The sequence below is a fragment of the Actinoallomurus liliacearum genome (assembly GCF_039542035.1).
Classification (GTDB): Bacteria; Actinomycetota; Actinomycetes; order Streptosporangiales; family Streptosporangiaceae; genus Actinoallomurus; species Actinoallomurus liliacearum.
Map to the genome: position 1 here is coordinate 84,922 of NZ_BAABHJ010000017.1, position 17,277 is coordinate 102,198.

Annotated in this window: 18 protein-coding genes; 13 read left to right on the top strand and 5 right to left on the bottom strand. The window is 72.2% G+C overall.

Features of this window, described 5'->3' with window-relative positions; genetic code table 11:
* Positions 1-55: 55 nt before the first annotated feature.
* From ABD978_RS24100 to ABD978_RS24110, 3 genes are all read left to right on the top strand, one after another.
* Positions 56-640, top strand: a complete 585-nt coding sequence (locus ABD978_RS24100) for a TetR/AcrR family transcriptional regulator (RefSeq protein ID WP_345358696.1) — start codon at positions 56-58, stop codon at positions 638-640.
* Positions 637-2,184, top strand: a complete 1,548-nt coding sequence (locus ABD978_RS24105) for a glycerol-3-phosphate dehydrogenase/oxidase (RefSeq protein ID WP_345358699.1) — start codon at positions 637-639, stop codon at positions 2,182-2,184. Before ABD978_RS24100 ends, ABD978_RS24105 begins: the two co-directional genes overlap by 4 nt.
* Before the next feature lie 154 nt (positions 2,185-2,338).
* Complete coding sequence (locus ABD978_RS24110; protein ID WP_345358702.1) at positions 2,339-3,181, top strand: TauD/TfdA dioxygenase family protein; 843 nt, start codon at positions 2,339-2,341, stop codon at positions 3,179-3,181.
* A gap of 31 nt (positions 3,182-3,212) precedes the next feature.
* On the opposite strand, the gene ABD978_RS24115 is transcribed toward ABD978_RS24110, so the two are convergent.
* A complete protein-coding gene (locus ABD978_RS24115; RefSeq protein ID WP_345358704.1) occupies positions 3,213-3,674 on the bottom strand; it encodes a hypothetical protein in 462 nt (153 codons plus the stop codon).
* A 243-nt stretch (positions 3,675-3,917) separates the two neighbouring features.
* Here ABD978_RS24115 and ABD978_RS24120 point away from each other — a divergent pair, with 243 nt between their 5' ends.
* Positions 3,918-4,565 carry a phosphoribosyltransferase gene (locus tag ABD978_RS24120; protein WP_345358707.1) on the top strand — a complete coding sequence of 216 codons (648 nt, stop codon included), beginning with the start codon at positions 3,918-3,920 and terminating at the stop codon, positions 4,563-4,565.
* A 208-nt stretch (positions 4,566-4,773) separates the two neighbouring features.
* Positions 4,774-4,950, top strand: a complete 177-nt coding sequence (locus tag ABD978_RS24125) for a hypothetical protein (protein ID WP_345358710.1) — start codon at positions 4,774-4,776, stop codon at positions 4,948-4,950.
* Between the two features lie 84 nt (positions 4,951-5,034).
* On the opposite strand, the gene ABD978_RS24130 is transcribed toward ABD978_RS24125, so the two are convergent.
* Together ABD978_RS24130 and ABD978_RS24135 are read right to left on the bottom strand one after the other, a co-directional pair.
* Positions 5,035-5,331: a WhiB family transcriptional regulator gene (locus ABD978_RS24130; RefSeq protein ID WP_289848350.1), complete on the bottom strand. Its 297-nt coding sequence runs from the start codon at positions 5,329-5,331 to the stop codon at positions 5,035-5,037.
* 156 nt (positions 5,332-5,487) lie between these two features.
* Positions 5,488-6,399, bottom strand: a complete 912-nt coding sequence (locus ABD978_RS24135; protein ID WP_345358713.1) for a ferredoxin family protein — start codon at positions 6,397-6,399, stop codon at positions 5,488-5,490.
* Positions 6,400-6,702: 303 nt separating this feature from the next.
* On the opposite strand from ABD978_RS24135, the gene ABD978_RS24140 reads away from it, so the two are divergent.
* The 3 genes from ABD978_RS24140 (at position 6,703) to ABD978_RS24150 (ending at position 10,957) form a co-directional block, all read left to right on the top strand.
* The gene (locus ABD978_RS24140) at positions 6,703-7,860 is read left to right on the top strand and encodes an EfeM/EfeO family lipoprotein (RefSeq protein ID WP_345358716.1); all 1,158 of its coding nucleotides are present in this window, start codon (positions 6,703-6,705) and stop codon (positions 7,858-7,860) included.
* Complete coding sequence (gene efeB / locus ABD978_RS24145) at positions 7,857-9,107, top strand: iron uptake transporter deferrochelatase/peroxidase subunit (RefSeq protein ID WP_345358719.1); 1,251 nt, start codon at positions 7,857-7,859, stop codon at positions 9,105-9,107. Before ABD978_RS24140 ends, efeB begins: the two co-directional genes overlap by 4 nt.
* 221 nt (positions 9,108-9,328) lie before the next feature.
* On the top strand, positions 9,329-10,957 hold the full coding sequence (locus ABD978_RS24150; RefSeq protein ID WP_345358722.1) for a phospholipase C: 1,629 nt from the start codon (positions 9,329-9,331) through the stop codon (positions 10,955-10,957).
* Between the two features lie 74 nt (positions 10,958-11,031).
* On the opposite strand, the gene ABD978_RS24155 is transcribed toward ABD978_RS24150, so the two are convergent.
* Together ABD978_RS24155 and ABD978_RS24160 are read right to left on the bottom strand one after the other, a co-directional pair.
* Positions 11,032-11,979, bottom strand: coding sequence for a YihY/virulence factor BrkB family protein (locus ABD978_RS24155; RefSeq protein ID WP_345358725.1), 948 nt, complete (start codon positions 11,977-11,979; stop codon positions 11,032-11,034).
* A 186-nt stretch (positions 11,980-12,165) separates the two neighbouring features.
* Positions 12,166-12,954 carry a TIGR03084 family metal-binding protein gene (locus tag ABD978_RS24160; protein ID WP_345358728.1) on the bottom strand — a complete coding sequence of 263 codons (789 nt, stop codon included), beginning with the start codon at positions 12,952-12,954 and terminating at the stop codon, positions 12,166-12,168.
* Positions 12,955-13,047: 93 nt separating this feature from the next.
* Between ABD978_RS24160 and ABD978_RS24165 the strand changes: the two genes are divergently transcribed.
* The 5 genes from ABD978_RS24165 (at position 13,048) to ABD978_RS24185 (ending at position 16,785) form a co-directional block, all read left to right on the top strand.
* A complete protein-coding gene (locus tag ABD978_RS24165) occupies positions 13,048-13,209 on the top strand; it encodes a hypothetical protein (protein ID WP_345358731.1) in 162 nt (53 codons plus the stop codon).
* 282 nt (positions 13,210-13,491) lie between these two features.
* A complete protein-coding gene (locus ABD978_RS24170) occupies positions 13,492-15,147 on the top strand; it encodes a nitrite/sulfite reductase (protein ID WP_345358734.1) in 1,656 nt (551 codons plus the stop codon).
* On the top strand, positions 15,144-15,320 hold the full coding sequence (locus ABD978_RS24175; protein ID WP_345358737.1) for a PDDEXK family nuclease: 177 nt from the start codon (positions 15,144-15,146) through the stop codon (positions 15,318-15,320). The genes ABD978_RS24170 and ABD978_RS24175 overlap by 4 nt, the downstream gene beginning before the upstream one ends.
* Positions 15,317-16,030 carry a phosphoadenylyl-sulfate reductase gene (locus ABD978_RS24180; RefSeq protein ID WP_345358740.1) on the top strand — a complete coding sequence of 238 codons (714 nt, stop codon included), beginning with the start codon at positions 15,317-15,319 and terminating at the stop codon, positions 16,028-16,030. The genes ABD978_RS24175 and ABD978_RS24180 overlap by 4 nt, the downstream gene beginning before the upstream one ends.
* Positions 16,012-16,785: a sirohydrochlorin chelatase gene (locus tag ABD978_RS24185; protein WP_345358743.1), complete on the top strand. Its 774-nt coding sequence runs from the start codon at positions 16,012-16,014 to the stop codon at positions 16,783-16,785. The genes ABD978_RS24180 and ABD978_RS24185 overlap by 19 nt, the downstream gene beginning before the upstream one ends.
* The last annotated feature ends 492 nt before the right edge of the window (positions 16,786-17,277 follow it).

Below are 17,277 nucleotides of genomic sequence, written 5' to 3' on the forward strand. Positions count from 1 at the left end.
CCTCGGCACGGCCCCTCCCTTCCTGCGGATGATGACGAGATTTACACTGTTACACATGACGTCTATTCGTCACAAGAAAGACGCGATGCTCGACGCCGCCCGCGACTGTGTCCTCGCCGTCGGAGTGCGGCGCACGACGCTCACCGACGTCGCGCGGCGCGCCGGAGTGTCCCGCATGACGATCTACCGGCGCTGGCCGGACGTGCGCACGCTGGTCGCCGACCTGATGACCCGGGAGTGGGCCGACGTGGTCGCCCGTGTCACCCCGCCCGGCGACGGCGCGCCGGTCCGGCCGCAGGCGGTCGAGGCGCTCGTCGCGGGCGTCGCCGCGCTCCGCGGGCACCCGCTGTTCCACAAGATCCTGGAGGTCGACCCCGAGGTCCTCCTGCCGTACCTCCTCCAGCGGCGCGGCACCACCCAGGACACGATGCTCCGCGCCTTCGAGAAGACTCTGCGCGCCGGCCACCGCGACGGCACGATCCGCGCCGGCGACCCGGCGCGGCAGGCCCGCGCCGTCCTGCTCGTCGTGCAGTCCTTCGCGATGTCCGGGCACATCGTCGCCGACGGCGTCCCGGCCCTGTCGCCGGAGGCCTTCGACGACGAGCTGCGGCAGATCCTCGACCGGTACCTCGCGCCGTGACGCCGCCGGACTCCTCCCTGAACGCCGCCCGGCGGGCCCGTGACCTGGCCGCGCTCGCCGCGGGCGAGGTCGTCGACGTCCTGGTCGTCGGGCTCGGGGCGACCGGCGCGGGCGTCGCGCTCGACGCGGCCTCGCGCGGCCTGTCCGTCGCCGCCGTCGACGCGCACGACCTCGCCTTCGGCACGTCCCGCTGGAGCTCGAAGCTCGTGCACGGCGGCCTGCGCTACCTGGCCTCCGGACAGCTCGGCGTCGCGCACGAGAGCGCGGTCGAGCGGGGGGTGCTCATGGCGCGCACCGCCCCGCACCTCGTACGCGCGCTGCCGTTCGTGCTGCCGCTGACGCCGCTGGTGTCGGGGTCGGCGGCGACCCTGTCGATGGCCGGGGTACGGGCCGGCGACCTGCTCCGGCTCAGCGCCCACACCCGCCGCGCCGTCCTGCCCCGGCCGCGCCGCCTGTCCGCCGTGGAGACGCTCCGGCTGGTGCCGGCGCTGCGCTCGTACGGCCTGCGCGGCGGAATCCTGTCCTGGGACGGTCAGCTCGCCGACGACGCCCGTCTCGTGACGGCGATCGCGCGGACGGCGGCCGCGCACGGCGCCCGGATCATCACCCGCTGCCGGGCCGCCGCCCTGTACGGCGACGGCGCGGACGTCCGGGACGAGCTGACCGGCGCGGAGCACGTCATCCGGGCCCGTGCCGTCATCAACGCGACCGGGGTGTGGGCGGGCGGGCTCGCCGACGGCATCCGGCTGCGGCCCTCGCGCGGTACCCACCTCGTGCTGCGGGCCGACACGCTGGGCGTGCCGCTCGCCGGGCTGCACCTGCCGATTCCGGGGACGACCGGGCGGTTCGCCCTCGTCCTGCCCCAGGACGACGGCCGGGTGTACGTCGGCCTGACGGACGAGCCCGCGGACGGCCCGGTCCCGGACGTGCCGCGGCCGACGGAGGCCGAGATCGGCTTCCTGCTCGACGTCGTCGACTCCGCGCTCGAGGTCCCCGTGCGCCGCGCCGACGTCGTGGGCGCGTTCGCCGGGCTCCGCCCGCTGCTCGACGGCCCCGGCGGCCGGACCGCCGACCTGTCACGGCGGCACGCGGTGCTGACCGGCCCGAACGGCGTGGTCACGGTCGTCGGCGGCAAGCTCACGACCTACCGCCGGATGGCCCAGGACGCGGTCGACGCGGCGATCGAGGGACGCGGGCTCCCGGCCGGACCGTGCCGGACGACCCGGCTGCCGCTGGTCGGCGCCGCGCCGGAGCTCGGCCGGCTGACCGCGCCGCCGCGCCTCGTGCGGCGGTACGGCGCCGAGGCGACCGCCGTGGCGGCCCTCGCGGCGGCGGACCCCTCGCTCGCCGAGCCGGTGGCGCCGGGCTCGGCCACCATCGGCGCCGAACTGGTCTGGGCGGTTCTCCACGAGGGCGCCCTCGACGAGTCCGACCTCCTCGACCGCCGTACCCGCGTCGGTCTCGTCCCCGCCGACCGGCAGGCCGCCCTTCCCGCCGCCCGCGGGGCCCTGGCCCACCTCCCCGCCGCGACCGGCCCCCGCTGACCGCGCGGCCCGGAGGCGGTGCCGGCCCGGTACCGGGCCGGCACCGCACCGAACACGCGGTTGTACCGCTCCAAGGGGTGGTCAGGCGTGCCGAAACGTGGCAACCTAGCGATTGCTTGTTTTGCTGTGCGGGCCACGACGGAGGGCCACCGACATGATCGAATTCCACCCCGTAACACGGCACATCGGCGCCGAGGTGACAGGACTCGACCTGCGAAAACCACCGTCGGAGGAGGAGGTCGCGGAGATCCGCCGGGGCCTGCTCGACCACCTGGTCCTGTTCTTCCGCGACCAGGAGATCACCGACGAGCAGCACCTGGCCTTCGCCGAGCGGTTCGGCACGCTGAACGAGCCGCCGATGAAGACGTCGGCGAGCGCCATCCACATCCTGGACCAGAAGGACCCCAAGGGCGAGGGCGGGGACTCCTGGCACAGTGACAACACCTTCATGACGGTGCCCCCGATGGGGTCGCTGCTGCGCGCGGTGATCCTGCCCGACGTCGGCGGCGACACCAACTGGGCCAACATGTACCTCGCCTACGAGTCGCTGCCCCGGTCGATCCAGCGCCTGTGCGACGAGCTCGAGGCCGAGCACGACCTGACCATGTCGGTGACGAAGGCCATCGCGAAGGGCCACAAGCTGGACCTGGCGGAGATGCAGCGCAAGTGGCCGCCCGTCCGTCATCCGGTCGTGCGCGTCCATCCGGAGACCGGCCGCAAGGCGCTGTACGTCAACCGCAGCTCGACGACCCGCCTCGTCGGCATGGACGACCGGGAGAACGAGGCGCTCCTGCCGCTGCTCCAGGACGTCGTCCGGTCGCCGGAGTTCCAGGTGCGGCTGAAGTGGCGGGTCGGCACGCTGGCCTTCTGGGACAACCGGCCCACCCAGCACTACGCGGTCGCCGACTACACCCAGCGCCGCAAGATGCACCGTGTCACGATCAACGCTCCGGCGGAGATCGACGACGGCGTCCCGAAGGGTCCCCGGCCGGCCTAGGATTCCGGCCGGTCTCGCGGCAGGCCCGGGATCAGGGCTCCACCGCCGTCGCGTGCGTCGCTCCGGTCGCGAACGGCCGGGGCGGCGCGGGCCGGGGCCGCAGCGCGGGCGACAGCTCACCGTCCTCGGCCGCCAGCCGCCGGACCAGCTCGGCCAGGGCGCCGGCCTGGGCCACCGGCGCCCACGCCGCCAGCAGGTTCATCGCGTCGGGGAGGGCCTCGGCGAAGACGTGCTCGACGACGTTCCCGGCGTTCCCCTCCAGCTGCAGCAGGAACTGCAGGGGCGGCTTCTCGCGGGAGTAGACCGTCAGCGTCAACGGCGTCGCGGCGAACCCTTCATCGCCGATCCGGCACCAGGCCTCGAAGCCGAGCCCCGCCATCGCGGCGTCCACGTCGCCGCCCTGCGGGTCGCACGCCGCCATCACCGGGTCCTCGCGCTCGGACCACTCGCCGTTGACCAGGCACCATGCAGGGACGGGCTCCATCGCGATCACAGCGTCACGGTAGGACGCCGCCGGGTGACTGGCGAGGACGCCACGCCATGAGCGTCCGGCCGGCGTGGCCGCGAGATGCGTCGCGATCCGGACGGAGGGGGCGCCTCGGGTGAAGTCACCGCGGCGACGCGGCGGCCGTCCTCGGACCGTCGGGACGGAGGAACCGTCGAACGGCCGGATGCACCTGCCCGTTGTGGGTAGGGCTCCGGAAGAAAGGCCCCTCATCCGTGCGAGGTGGTCGTCGTGGGTTGGAGCCGTCAGGGAGTGCGGCTGCCCTTCACCGACCGGGCCGAGGCCGGGCGCCTGCTCGCGGAGGAGCTCGTGCCGCTGCGGCTCGTCGACCCGCTCGTCCTCGCCCTGCCCCGTGGCGGCGTGCCGGTCGGCCGGGAGATCGCGCGCCGCCTGGACGCGCGGCTCGAGGTGCTCGTGACGCGGAAGATCGGCTGTCCGGGCCAGCCGGAGCTGGGCGTCGGCGCGATCGCCGAGGACGGGGATCCGGTCTTCGATCCCGACCTGATGCACCGCGTGGGACTGACCCGCGCGGACGTCGAGGAGACCGTACGACGTGAGCGGGCCGAACTGGCGCGCCGGGTCACGGCGTACCGGGGGGATCGGGCGCTGCCGTCCGTCAAGGACCGGGACGTCGTGGTGGTCGACGACGGCCTCGCCACGGGAGGGACGGCGCGGGCCGCGCTCGCGGCCGTCCGGGCGGGCGAGCCCCGGCGGGTCGTGCTCGCGGTGCCGGTCGGAGCCGCGCAGACGGTGAAGGCGCTCGCCGCAGACGCCGACGAGATCGTGGTGCTGGCCGCCCCCTGGACGTTCCGCGCGGTGGGCCAGTGGTACGTGCGCTTCGACCAGCTGTCCGATGACGACGTGCAACGGCTGCTGTGAAGGTCCGCCCGCCGAACGTCCTCCCGCGGCCGCCTCGGGGTGGCCGAGAACACGTCCGGGGGCCTGTTCCGGGCCTGCGCCGGGGCGGCCGCGGCGCTGGTCACGCCGGCCGCGCGGCCGGACGGCGCCGCCGCGGTGGTGCTCCGCGGCGGCGCCCGGATCTCGCGGCAGGCTTCAGCGGTCGTACGTGCGCCTACACTGTTCAATCGTGGGCGGACGCGACCTGAGAGCGCTGTCGCCGAACGAGCGGGCGACCGCGCGGACGACGACCGAGACGGCGATCGTGGGGTTGCCCGGCGCGGGGCGGCGATCGCCGAAGCCGGGCGCACTCGATGAGGTCGCCCGGCTCGCGGAAGATCAGATCACCCGCCACGTGAAGGGGTGAACATTCTGGATTGCTCGGCGCTCACGCCGTTCGGCCCGGAATCCCCGGGCCGGGGTCGCGCAGCCGCAGGTAGCGGAGGGAACGCTACGCGGCGTTGGCGCGACGCATGCGACGGCGACGCTCGGACGCGCGCTCGTCTTCGTTCAGGCCGCCCCACGTGCCGTACTTCTCGGGCCGGGAGACGGCGTAGTCAAGACACTCGTTGCGCACGGGGCAGCGCATGCAGACGGCCTTGGCCTTACGCTCGCGGATCTCACGCTCCGGCTGACGCTCTCCGTCGGGGCCGAAGAACAGGATGAGGTCCTCCCCCCGGCACTCGGCAGCGTCCTGCCAGCCCCAGCTGGGACGGGGGAGGTTTGCCTGCCGACGTACCTGAGCCATAGAACTACCACCTCGTAGCTTGCTGGTGAGCAAATTTCGGTCACGGGCGCTACAGCAGTAAGAAGCGCGCAAAATCTTGCAACGTCTTGAAGCGCCGTGATGTTCCCCGAGAGCCGCCGTGTCCTCACGGGAACGGCGAATAGGGCCTCGGAGAGGCTACACGAGGGCCGCCCCGTTGAGAAGGGCCATCCCCCTTTTAACATACGTGGCGAGGTTCTCCGAACATCCCCCGCCGCACGGGCCGGGGTCGGTCCGCTCCACCTGGACGCGGTATCTCTCCTGGCCGGCGCGCACGACGGCGGTGTCGGCGACCATCGACTCCACCGTGACGCCGTCCACCGCGAGGATCCCGGTGTGTGCCCGCACGAAGTGCTCGGCGGCCTGCACCGGCTCGGGCAGGCCGGCTCGGCCACGGTAGCGGTCGAGCACGACCTCCCCTCCGTGGTACGCCGTCACGGCGGCCACCGCGCGCCGTTGGTCCAGGTCGCCGTAGTACAGGCCGTGCGGCAGGCAGACGAGGTTGGCGGCGTAGCGGTCGCCGCCCACATGTGTGGTTTCCCACACTTGTGATCCGAAGCGCTCGCGCAGGGCGCGGGCCAGCGGCGCGCCGGTCCGCGCGCAGCAGGCGTTCCGGCGGCCGTGGGTGCAGACGAGCAGGAGCGGGCCCGCCACCGGCCGGCCGAGGCCGGGTGGCCTGCCGGCCGCCACGGCCGCCAGGTCGAGGCCGGCCAGTTCGGCCGGGTCGGCGAGTTCCCTGCCCTCCAGCCAGGGCGTCACGGGCCGGCCGTCAGGGGCTGTGTCGCCGGAGAAGCCGGTGTAGACCCACAGCGGAGGCGTCCGGCGCCGCCGGCGGGGGGCACGGATGAACTGGGCGCGTACGCCGTGCCGCGCGGCCCGGCGGAGCGCGTCGGCGACCGGTCCCGGCAGGTCGGCGTCCTCGACGTACTCGGCCCACGGGCCGGGATGCTCGATGAGCAGCCACGAGCGCGCCCCGGTGGTGGCGCTGGCCAGGCACGGGCGCTCCCCCGTGTGACTTCCCGGACAGTGTGCGCAGCGGTGGTCCGCCAAGGGGTCCCCTGTCGATCGGCTGGTCGGAAATGGTCGCGCCACATTATTAGGTGAGACTAACCTAACTCCAATCGGCCGGCTCTGTGCGCAATGGATCGAGAAGGCCGTGGTAAAGCCCCGGTTACGCGGACTTGAACAGCTGCGCGGAGCCCGCCGGTGCCCGGGATCCCGGGCGTCGGTGGGTTCCGTGGCGTCTAGAGTGTCGGGGGCCGCCGCCCGACGATCAACGCGCCGGCGCGGCCGGTGACCGCCGACCAGGGACGGCCGTGCGCCGTGCCCTCCGAAGAACCGATGGAGTTCGTGATGCGCTTGCCGGCGCTCGCAGCGGGTGCGACGGGTGCGGCCCTGCTGCTCGCCATGGCCGGCGACGGCACGCCCCCCGCGCCGAAGGCGGCGTCGGAGGCGCCCGCGATCGAGGCCGGCGCCTCCGGCTGCGGCACCGGGCGGGTCCCGCTGCGGCCGGGCCGGCAGGACCTGCCGCTGCGCAACAACGGCAACACGTCGACGAACGTCACCCTCATCGACCCCGGCAACGGCGCGGTCTACGCCGAGCTGGAGGGCGTCGGCCCCGGGACCGTCCGCGTGCTGCGGATCACCCTCGGCCCCGGCTCGTACGCCTTCCGCTGCGCGCAGGACGGGCCCGGCGACCCGGTCACCGGCCCCGTGACGCGGATCAGCGGCCCCGGCGGCGGCACGCCGGGGATCGTCCCGGTCTCCGAGAACGACCTGTACGCGCCGGCGCGCGCCTACCAGGCGTACGTCTCCACCGGCCTCGACCGCCTGGTCGCCCGGACCGACGCCCTGCGGTCCGCCGTCGACGACGGTGATCTCGACGCGGCGCGGGCCGCCTGGACGCCGGCGCACCTGGCCTACGAGCGTCTCGGGGCGGCGTACGGCACGTTCGGCGACTTCGACGGCCGGATCGACGGCCTTCCGGCGGGGTCGCCCGCCGGGGTGCGCGACCCGGGTTTCACCGGGTTCCACCGCGTGGAGTACGGCCTGTGGCACGGCGAGTCCGCCGCCTCGCTGGCCGGCGTCGCCGACCGTCTCGCCCGGGACGTCCGCGCCCTGCGGTCCGCGTGGCCCGACGAGCGCATGGAACCCGGCGACCTGCCGTTGCGCGCGCACGAGATCCTGGAGAACACCCTGCAGTTCCAGCTCACCGGCGAGGCCGACCAGGGCAGCGGCACGACGCTGCGAACCGCCGCCGCCAACCTCGAGGGCACCCGGGAGCTCGTCGACCTGCTCCGCCCGCTGCTGCGTCCCCGTTACGCGGGCCTGGCCGGGGTCGACGCCTCGATGGACCGGATGGCCGCCCTGCTGAAGGGACACTCGTCGGTCGACGCGCTCTCGCGCGCCGACCACGAGCGCCTCAACGGCGTGGTGGGAGAACTGCTCGAACGCCTCGCCCCGATCGCCACGATCTGCGCGCCCCGACGTCGCCCCCAGGGAGCGGGATGATGCCCTCCGACCGCCGATCCTTCCTGCGCGGCGCCCTGGCCGCCGGCGTGGCCGGCGCCGTCGCCGGTCCCTCCGCCGCCGGTGCGGCCGGGACCGCCGCCGGAGCCGCCCCGTCCGGCCGGACCGCGGCGCGCGCCTTTCACGGAGCGCACCAGGCCGGCATCCTCGAACCGGTCAGGCGACGGACCGTCGTCGTGTCGTTCGACGTCGTCGCCGACGGCCGCCGCGAGCTGACCGAACTGTTCCGCGGCCTGACCGACCGCGCCCGCGCGCTCACCGCCGGCGGCACGCCCGTCGACGCCGGGATCAGCGCGCCGCCCGCCGACTCCGGGGTGCTCGGCCCCGACGTGCCCGGAGCCGGGCTCATGATGACCGTCGGCGTCGGCGCGTCCCTGTTCGACGACCGGTACGGGCTGGCGGCCCGGAGGCCGCCCGGCCTGACGCCGATGCGGACCTTCCCCAATGACTCGCTCGACCCCGCCTGGTGCCACGGCGACCTGAGCGTGCAACTGTCCGCGGACGACGAGGACACGGTCGTGCACGCGCTCCGCGACGTCGCCCGGCACACGCGCGGCGCCATGCAGGTGCGGTGGCGGATCAACGGCTTCTCCAGCCCGCCGCGGCCCAGCGGCACGCCGCGCAACCTCATGGGTTTCAAGGACGGCATCGCGAGTCCCGACGTGACGGACGCCCGGGAGATGAACCGTCTGGTCTGGGCCGCCCCCGGTACGACCGGCCACGGCCGGAGCGCCCCGGAGCCCGCGTGGACGGCGGGCGGCTCGTACGTCGTGATCCGGCTCATCCGGATGCTCGTGGAGTTCTGGGACCGGGTGGGACTGACCGAGCAGGAGCAGATGTTCGGCCGGGCGCGGGACACCGGCGCCCCCCTCGACGGGAACCACGAGTTCGACGAACCCCGGTACGCCGACGACCCGATCGGCAAGGTCATCCCGCTGACGAGCCACATCCGGATGGCCAACCCGCGGACGCCGCAGAGCGCCGACAGCCGGATCCTGCGCCGCAGCTTCAACTACGACCGGGGCGTGGACGCGGTCGGCGACCTCGACATGGGGCTGATCTTCAGCTGCTACCAGCAGGACATCGCCCGGCAGTTCGAGGCGGTGCAGGGCCGGCTGGCGGACGAGCCGCTCACCGACTACATCCGGCCGTTCGGCGGCGGCTACTTCTTCGCGCTGCCCGGCGTCCGCGACACGAGTGACTTCTTCGCCCGCGCCCTCCTGAGCTGATCCCCCCACCAGCCCCAGAGTGGTCAAAATCGGTCATTGACGGGACAGACGCCCCCGATATCAGATAAAGATCGTCTAAAGAGATTTGAAGCATCCATGGCGCCCTGTTCACCTGCGCGTCACCGTACGTCAGCGTGATCGTCGTCGCGGCTCGATGGGATCCCGGCTGAGCCGGGACTCCGTCGGAGGACCGGTGTTTCACAACTTCAGGAGGCAACAGGATGGGTCCCGGAAAGTGGAAGGGCCGACGGTCCGCGCTGATCGCCGGATCGGTGGCCGCGGCCGGAGCGCTCGCGCTGGCCACGGTGCCGAGCTGGGCGAGCGGCGGCGGGCGGCAGGAGCCCGCCTCGCTGACCGCGGCCGAGACGCAGGTCCGCACCGCCACGCCGATCCAGCACGTCGTCGTGCTGTTCGACGAGAACATCTCCTTTGACCACTACTTCGGCACTTACCCGAACGCGGCCAACACCGACGGCACGAAGTTCACCGCGAAGCGGCACACGCCTCGCGTCGACGGGCTGACGAAGAAGCTGCTCAAGGACAACCCGAACCAGTACGACCCGAAGCGCCTCACCCACGAACAGGCGCTCACCTGCGACCAGGACCACGGGTACGGGTCCGAGCAGAAGGCCGTCAACGGCGGCAAGATGAACCAGTTCGTCGAGCACACCGAGAAGGACAAGTGCACCGGCCAGCCGGTGCTGTTCGGCGAGCCCGGCCTGGTGATGGACTACTACGACGGCAACACCGTCACCGCGATGTGGAACTACGCGCAGAACTACGCGCTGAGCGACAACTCCTGGGACTCGGTCTTCGGGCCGTCCTCCCCGGGCGCGGTCAACCTCATCTCCGGCCAGACGCACGGCATCTACGCCGTCGACCCGAAGACCCACCAGAAGGTCAGCGACTCCTACGTCGTGCAGTCGCCGGACCAGAACGGCGTGGGCACGATGATCAACGACCCCGACCCGGCGTTCGACGACTGCTCGGGGAGCAACCACACGTCCAAGAACAACCTGGGCGTGATGACCGGCAGGAACATCGGTGACCTGCTCAACGAGAAGAAGGTCACCTGGGGCTGGTTCCAGGGCGGCTTCCGGCCCACCGGCACGGCGAACGGCTACGCCGTCTGCGGCGCGACACACCCGAACATCGGCGGCGTCAACGCCGTCGACTACAGCCCGCACCACGAGCCGTTCCAGTACTACAAGTCGACGGCCAACGAGAAGCACCTGCCGCCGTCCTCGGTCGCCGCGATCGGCCGCACCGACCAGGCCAACCACCAGTACGACCTGAGCGACTTCGACGCGGCGCTCGAGGCGCACAACCTGCCCGCGGTGAGCTTCCTCAAGGCCCCCGAGTATCAGGACGGCCACGCCGGTTACTCCGACCCGCTCGACGAGCAGCAGTTCGTCGTGAACACGATCAACAAGCTGCAGAAGTCGCCCGAGTGGAAGTCCACCGCGGTCGTCATCGCCTACGACGACTCCGACGGCTGGTACGACCACAAGGCCCCGCGGATCCTCAACGGCTCGGCGGACGCCGCCCAGGACTCGACGCTGTGCGGCAAGGCCAAGGTGGCCGGCGGCTACCAGGACCGCTGCGGTCCGAGCCAGCGCCTCCCGCTCCTCGTCATCTCGCCGTTCGCGAAGGTCAACCACGTCGACCACCGCTACACCGAGCAGACGTCGGTGCTGAAGTTCATCGAGGACAACTGGGGCGTCGGCCGGATCGGTGACGCGTCGTTCGACCAGCGGGCCGGGAGCCTGGGCGGCATGTTCGACTTCCACCGCCCCCGCGCGGGCCGTCTGATCCTCGACCCGAAGACCGGCGCCCCGGTCTCCGGCTGAGCCGGCGTCTCGAGTCCACTACCCCGGAAGCCCCCGCCCCGGCGGGGGCTTCCGCCATGTCCGGGCGGAGGCCGTCAGGGCTCGCGGCCGGGGGCGGGGGCCTCGTCCTCCAGGCGGGCGCGCGAGGTGAACTCCCCGGGCCAGAGCTTGTCGACCTCGGCGTTCAGCGCCGCGCCGATCAGGACGGCCAGCGCGGTGACGTACAGCCAGGCGAGTACGGCGATGGCCGCGCCCAGCGACCCGTACACCGACACGGCCGTCGTCGAGCCGTCCAGGTAGAGCCGCAGCACGAGGCTGCCGAGCCCCCAGATGGCCAGGGCGGTGATTCCACCGGGTATCTCCCGCCACCAGGCCGTCCGCACGGGGACGCTCAGGTGGTAGAGCAGCGCCAGGAAGATGACCGCGACGATGACGAGGATCGGCCAGTAGAGGAGACGCACGACCACGGCACCTGCCGGGACCCAGTGCAGCACCAGGGTCGGCCCGGCGACCAGCACGGGGATGACGATCAGCCCGACGCCGAGCCCCCCGATGTAGAGGAAGAACGCCCGCAGGCGAGTACGGATCACGCCGCGCACACCGGACAGGCCGTGCGCGATCGTGATCGTGTCGACATAGACGTTCAGCGCGCGGGAGCCGGCCCACAGCGAGATGAGGAAGCTCAGCGAGACGATCCCGACCTTGCCGCCGCGCAGCACCTCGTCCAGGAGAGGCTCGACGACGGACTTGACGGTCTGCTCGGTGAGCACGGTCTGTGCGCGGTCCAGGACCCAGTCGTGGGTCTCCCTGACCGTCGTGGCGCCGAACAGGTTGCGGAAGTGCCCGATCAGGCCGATCAGGCCGAGCGCCAGGGGCGGCAGCGACAGGAGCGTGAAGAACGCCGCCTCCGCGGCCAGCCCGGTCACCCGGTAGCGGAACGCCGACAGGGTGGTGCCCCGGACGACCTGCCATACGGCGGAGCGCATCCGTGCCACGGCGGACGGCTCGGCAACGCCCGTCGAAGCATCGGAGGCGGTGGTCATGGTGATCTACCGTATTGGCTCGCGCACCCGGTGTGCGGCATGACGCTCATCTCGCCGATCGCCTTCGGCCGGTCGCCCCGGGCCCGAGTCGGGGCCGGAAATCCCCGCCCGGGACGGGAAATCGAAGGCTCCCCAATGGGATGACCCGGTCGGCGCGGCGGACGCATCATGAGGCTGTGACGATCGTCACATCTCGGGCGAACCGGCCGGCGGTCGGCCGGTGCCGGGCGGCCCGGCGAACGCCTGCGCGATCTCCATCCACTCCTCCGCGACCGGCCCGGCGACCGTGAGGTCGACGTCGGCCCGGTTCCGGCGTTGCGTGACGAGCAGGCAGAAGTCGAGCGCCGGGCCGCGTACGACGTCCGCGGCCTCCTCCGGCCCGGCGGCCCAGGCACCGCCGCCGGGGAGGGTGAGCTCCACCCGTACGGGCGCCTGCGGCGCCGGCCGGCCGTGGACGATGAAGCTCCACTGCAGGGTCCGCACGCCGATCTGGGCGACGTGACGGAGCCGGTCGGTCGGCTCGCGCCGGACGCCGACGGCGTCGGCCACGTCCTGGCCGTGCGCCCACGTCTCCATCAGGCGGGCGGTGGTGAACGAGGCCGCCCCCATGTCGGGGCCGTACCAGGGGATCCGCGTCTTCGGATCCAGGGCGGTCAGGGCGCCGGCCAGCCGGCCGCGGGCCGCGCGGAACCAGTCCAGGACCTCGCCGCCGGGCATGGACCGCCGCTCCGCGACGATCCGGTCCGTGTCGAAGCCCTCCTCGACCAGCCGGCGGACCTCCGCGCGGAAGGCCTCGGGGTCGGTAACGGCGCGTACGGCGGCATCGTCGAACCAGGCCAGGTGGGTCACCTGGTCGCGTACGGTCCAGCCCGCCGCGGGGGTCGGCAGGTCCCAGACCTCCGGTCCGAGGAGACGCTCGAGGTCGCCCGTCTCCGCGCGCAGGTCGGTCAGCAGTTGATCCATCGCCACGGCCACGGGCCCCAGCGTACAGAACGATGTTCGGTACAGTCCGTACGCGCGAGCCCCCGGTGGGGCGGTGAACAGGCTCTGAGTGGGCACAATGCACACGTGATCTGCGAAGCGTGTCGTGAGCGGCGGCACGACAAGTGCCGTGGCGGCACGTGGTGCGACTGCCAGCACCTGCCGCCCGAGTTCGACGGCCCCGAGGAGCAGCGGTCCGAACCCGGCGAGGGCTCCGAGCCGGGCATCAACTGGCTCCGGCAGGGCTGAGATCCGACCAATGCGACGCCCGTCCGCATTTCGGACATGGTTGGACAGTCATCGAACCACATGTCATCATCGATACATGGCTGCTGCGGATCCGTTGCTGGTTATGCGCCGGCACGTCGACTTTCTCCGTGTGGGCAGCGCCATCTGTCGCTGACACCTGATCACCGCCACTGCCTCAAGGGCGCGCGGTATGCCGGTGTCATTCCCAAAGCTCAGCGTTGAGCCAGCAGTGCGATCTGCCGGCGTGCTTCGCGTCCCCCACGACCACGGAGGACGCGCACGATGCCATCCCGTCTGCAGCGGAAACGAGGCGAGGGCCAGTGGGCCCTGGGCTACCGTGAACCGCTCAACAAGAACGAAGAGAACAAGAAGAACGACGACGGCCTGAACGTCCGCCGTCGCATCATCGACATCTACGCCAAGGGCGGCTTCGACTCCATCGACCCCGCGGACCTGCGGGGCCGGTTCCGCTGGTACGGCCTGTACACGCAGCGCCGGCCCGGCATCGACGGCGGCAAGACGGCGGTCCTCGAGCCCGAAGAGCTCGACGACCGCTACTTCATGCTGCGCGTCCGCATCGACGGCGGCCAGCTGAACCTCGACCAGCTCCGGACGATCGCCGACGTGTCGTCGAAGTACGCCCGTGGCACCGCGGACATCACCGACCGGCAGAACATCCAGCTGCACTGGGTCGAGATCGAGAACGTCCCGGCCATCTGGGAGGCCCTGGAGTCGGTCGGGCTGCACACGACCGAGGCCTGCGGCGACACGCCGCGGGTCATCCTCGGCTGCCCGCTCGCCGGGATCGACGCGGACGAGGTCATCGACGCGACGCCGCAGCTCCGCGACATCCACGACCGGTACATCGGCCACCCGGACTTCTCCAACCTGCCGCGGAAGTTCAAGACGGCGCTGTCCGGCTGCACGGCCCAGTGCACGATCCACGAGATCAACGACATCGCGTTCGTCGGCGTGGTCAATGCCGAGGGCGAGGCCGGCTACGACCTCTGGGCGGGCGGCGGCCTGTCCACGAACCCGATGTTCGCCAAGCGGCTGGGCGCGTTCGTCCGGCCGGACCAGGTCCACGAGGTCTGGGCGGGCATCACCGGGATCTTCCGCGACTACGGCTACCGCCGGCTCCGGCACCGCGCCCGGCTGAAGTTCCTCATGAACGACTGGGGCCCGGAGCGGTTCCGCGAGGTCCTGGAGAAGGAGTACCTCGGGTACGCCCTCGCGGACGGCCCCGCGCCCGGCGGACCGCGGGACCAGCGCCGGGACCACGTCGGCATCCACCGGCAGCGCGACGGCCGGTACTACGTCGGCTTCGCGCCGAAGGTCGGCCGGGTCGACGGCGACATCCTCCGCGTCATCGCGGACCTGGCCGAGGAGTACGGCTCCGGACGGGTGCGCACGACGACCGAGCAGAAGATGGTCATCCTGGACGTTCCGGAGGAGCGGACCGAGGAGCTGGCCGCCGAGCTGGAGGCCCACGACCTGCGGGTCCGCCCGTCGACGTTCCGCCGCCAGACGATGGCCTGCACCGGCATCGAGTACTGCAAGCTCGCCATCGTCGAGACCAAGCAGCGCGGCATGGACCTGATCGAGGAGCTGGAGCAGCGCCTGCCGGACTTCGCCGAGCCGCTGACGATCAACATCAACGGCTGCCCGAACTCCTGCGCCCGCATCCAGACCGCCGACATCGGACTGAAGGGCCAGTTGGTCACCGATGCGAACGGTGACCAGGTCGAGGGCTTCCAGGTCCACCTGGGCGGCTCGATCGGCGGGGAGTTCGGCAAGAAGATCCGGGGCCTGAAGACCACCGCCGAGGAGCTGCCCGACTACGTGGAGAGGGTGCTGCGCAGGTTCCAGGAGAACAAGGCCGACGGCGAGTCCTTCGCCGCGTGGGTGCAGCGTGCGGAAGAAGGTGACCTGAAGTGACCGAACGAGCCGTCCCCTTCTACTGCCCCTACTGCGGAGACGAGGACCTGGAGCCGTACGAGAGCGACGGCGGCTGGCACTGCCGTGCCTGCACGCGGGCCTTCCGGCTCCGCTTCATCGGGCTCGGCGCGCTCAGCTCGGCGGGTGCTCCCCGAGGGGAGGGCTCGGCATGACGCTCCTGTTCGAACGCCCCACCGCCGCGCTCGACCTCACCGACATCGTCGAGTCGGCGGCGGACGCCCTGGAGGACGCCTCCGCCGAAGAGATCATCCGCTGGTCGATCGCGACGTTCGGCGACCGGATCTGCGTGACGTCGTCCATGAAGGACGCCGTGCTGGTGGACATCGCCTCCAAGGTCCGCCCCGGCATCGACGTGCTCTTCGTCGACACGGGGTACCACTTCGCCGAGACGGTCGGCACCCGCGACGCGGTCGAGGCCGTCTACCCGGTGAACGTCGTGAACGTCACCCCCTCGCGTACCGTCGCCGGGCAGGAGCGCGACCTCGGGCCCCGGCTGTACGGCCGGAACCCGGACCTGTGCTGCCACCTGCGCAAGGTCGAGCCGCTGAACCGCGCCCTCGAGCCGTACCTAGCGTGGATCACGGGGATCCGGCGCGAGGAGACCTCGCACCGGCGCGGCGCGCGCGTGGTCGAGTGGAACGCCGCGCGCGGCAAGGTCAAGGTCAACCCCCTCGCCCGCTGGAGCCAGGCCGACCTGCACGGCTACATCGAGAAGCACGGCATCCTGGTGAACCCGCTGCAGTACGACGGGTACCCCTCCATCGGCTGCGAGCCCTGCACCAAGCGGGTCGCGCCGGGCGAGGACCCGCGCAGCGGACGCTGGGCCGGCACTGGAAAGACCGAATGCGGCATCAACCTGTGAGACCGGTGAGCGGCAGCCGGGCGGTGCCCCTGGTCGCGGTGGCCCACGGGAGCCGTGATCCACGTGCGGCGGCGACGGTCGAGGAACTTCTCGATCTTGTACGTCGTTCCTCGGGGGTGCGGGTCGTGACCTCGTATCTCGACCACGCTCCCCCCGCACCGGGGCAGGCGCTCGGTGGTCTCGTCGGAGAGGGGGCCGACGAGGCCGTCGTGCTCCCCCTCCTGCTCACGGCCGCCTATCACAGCAAGACCGACATCCCCGGCGCGCTGCGGGAGGCTCGGGCGGCCCACCCGCGGCTGGCGCTGCACTACGGCGCCACGCTCGGCCCCCACCCGCTGATGACGGGCGCCCTGGAACGGCGGCTCGCCGAGGTGGGCGTCCGGCCCGACCCGGAGACGGCCGTGGTGCTCGCCGCGGCCGGCTCCAGCGATCCGGCCGCGAACGCGACGATCGGCCGGATGGCGCGCGACTGGGGCGGCTGGCGCGCCGTCGTCCCCGCGTACGCCTCCGCGGCCCGCCCCACGCCCCCCGAGGCCGTACGCGCGCTGTACGCCGCGGGGGCGCGGCGTGTGGTGGTGGCGTCGTACTTCCTGGCCCCGGGCTTCTTCGCGGACAAGGTACGGGACGAGTCCCTGGCGGCGGGCGCCGTGGCCGTCTCACCGGCTCTGGGCGCCGCCCCGGAGCTGGCGGAGATCGCCGCGCAGCGCTATCGCGAGGCCCTCATCCGGGCCGACCTCGTCGCGGCCGCGGGCTGAGCGACCTTCCTCCGGCCGGCCGGACCCCCGCACCGGACCTCTCCTCCTGCCGCGGGAACACCGGGCCGGGCGTCTCCTCCTGCCGCGGGAACACCGGGCCGGGCGTCTCCTCCTGCCGCGGGAACACCGGGCCGGGCGTCTCCTCCTGCCGGCCGGAACGCCGTGTTGAGCGATCTTCTTCGACTGGCCGCGACGCCCTATGCCGTAAGGCTTTTCGGCCCGTCCGCAATTATGATCATTTCCAGGTTTCGTGATTCTTTTTCCTTATCCGGAAATTGATCACGGCAGGCCGCGACGCAATAACGATCACTTATTCCAATGGATCATGTGAGCCATGTCGCAAACCTGGGGTATTTGGTCCGTCGGTATTTGTCTGCTATGTTCGCCTAAGTCCGGCGGACGCCCCCCATGCGCCTCCCGGATGCCCGCCGGTGACGGCCGGCCCACCAGCGCGAACGGCGCGGCGCGAAGAAGCGTGTGAGGGCCTCCGTG